This window comes from Pseudoalteromonas sp. SR45-5 (assembly GCF_014163565.1).
Classification (GTDB): domain Bacteria; phylum Pseudomonadota; class Gammaproteobacteria; order Enterobacterales; family Alteromonadaceae; genus Pseudoalteromonas; species Pseudoalteromonas distincta.
Genome location: NZ_JACJDN010000906.1, coordinates 1 through 1,176 on the forward strand (window position 1 = coordinate 1; position 1,176 = coordinate 1,176).

Annotated in this window: 1 pseudogene; it reads right to left on the reverse strand. The window is 31.0% G+C overall.

What is annotated here, in order from left to right:
- Positions 1-882: 882 nt before the first annotated feature.
- Positions 883-1,176: pseudogene (locus H5072_RS20950) on the reverse strand (hypothetical protein); the annotation flags it as partial.

Sequence of the window (1,176 nt, forward strand, 5' to 3'; positions counted from 1 at the left end):
ATTCCAAAGCCACCAGTAGCTTGTATTATTTGATATATAGATGTCGTAATGCATGAGAAAATGCAGAGTTGAGTTTATAGCTAAACCAGTAATAATATATAAATAGGTAATACCACCATGCCAGAGCCACCTAAGGAAAATAATAACTAGGAGAGTTAAAGTATCGGAAAACAAAAAATCGAGATAAGTTACCGTATTAAGATTTGTAAATATACTAAATGAATATGAAATACTCATAACTAAAGACAAATAAACTCTTTCTTTATTAGACTTATTAATCGAATGAGCAAGGGAGTATAAAAATGCCATAAGGAATCCCCATTGTACAAATGCACCTATGTACAATGACACTGTTGGACTTACCAAAAGTTCACCCATTATTTTACGACTTTTTCAAGTTTAATTTGAAGGCTTTTAAATGTAGCATCTGTATAATGTTCCTATTGAGTACTAATGAAAGCATCATTAGAGTATCTATAGAGTTAACACCTATCGAATAAAAACTCCAATACCACCAAGGCTCAATATTATACAAGACATATAGATCATAGTGCAGTATTAAGGTAAGTACTGCATTTATCGTTAACGAAATTATTATGAAGTGAAAAGCTGCAGAACGTTGGAGCACTTTGAAGTACTGTAAAGTTAACAAAGCTAAAATTGTAATAAAATCGTAGAGCGCCCAATTTAAATATAAACTTTCTAATAAGTTTATATAACCACTAGAAATATATGAGCAGAGCATAAGCGCTGATAAATAAACCGAGGATTTATTTTCTTTATTTATACTGGAAGCTAAACAGTATAAGAAAGCCATTAAAAATCCCCATTGAGAGAAAGCTTCTACATAATCCATCAGGGCTTCAGTAACGTACATTTAAGTTAGGTTACTTTATGGGTATCGTTTGACTTGAAGTAGTTGATAGTTTTATTTTTTAATTTATGAAGACCGAGAAAGTCTCTATCAACAATAAGTGCAACAATCATTATTACGTCTATAATATTAACTGAAACTGCGTAAATGTCCCATAATAACCACCGTTCTTTGTTTTGATGTACATATAAATCAAAATACATCAAAAGAAAAAAAGTTAAATTTATCGATAGTCCTACGGTCAAGTATATGAATGAAACGGAGGTTTTTTTCTTACAGGCTAGGCTCACAGAAAGAATTAG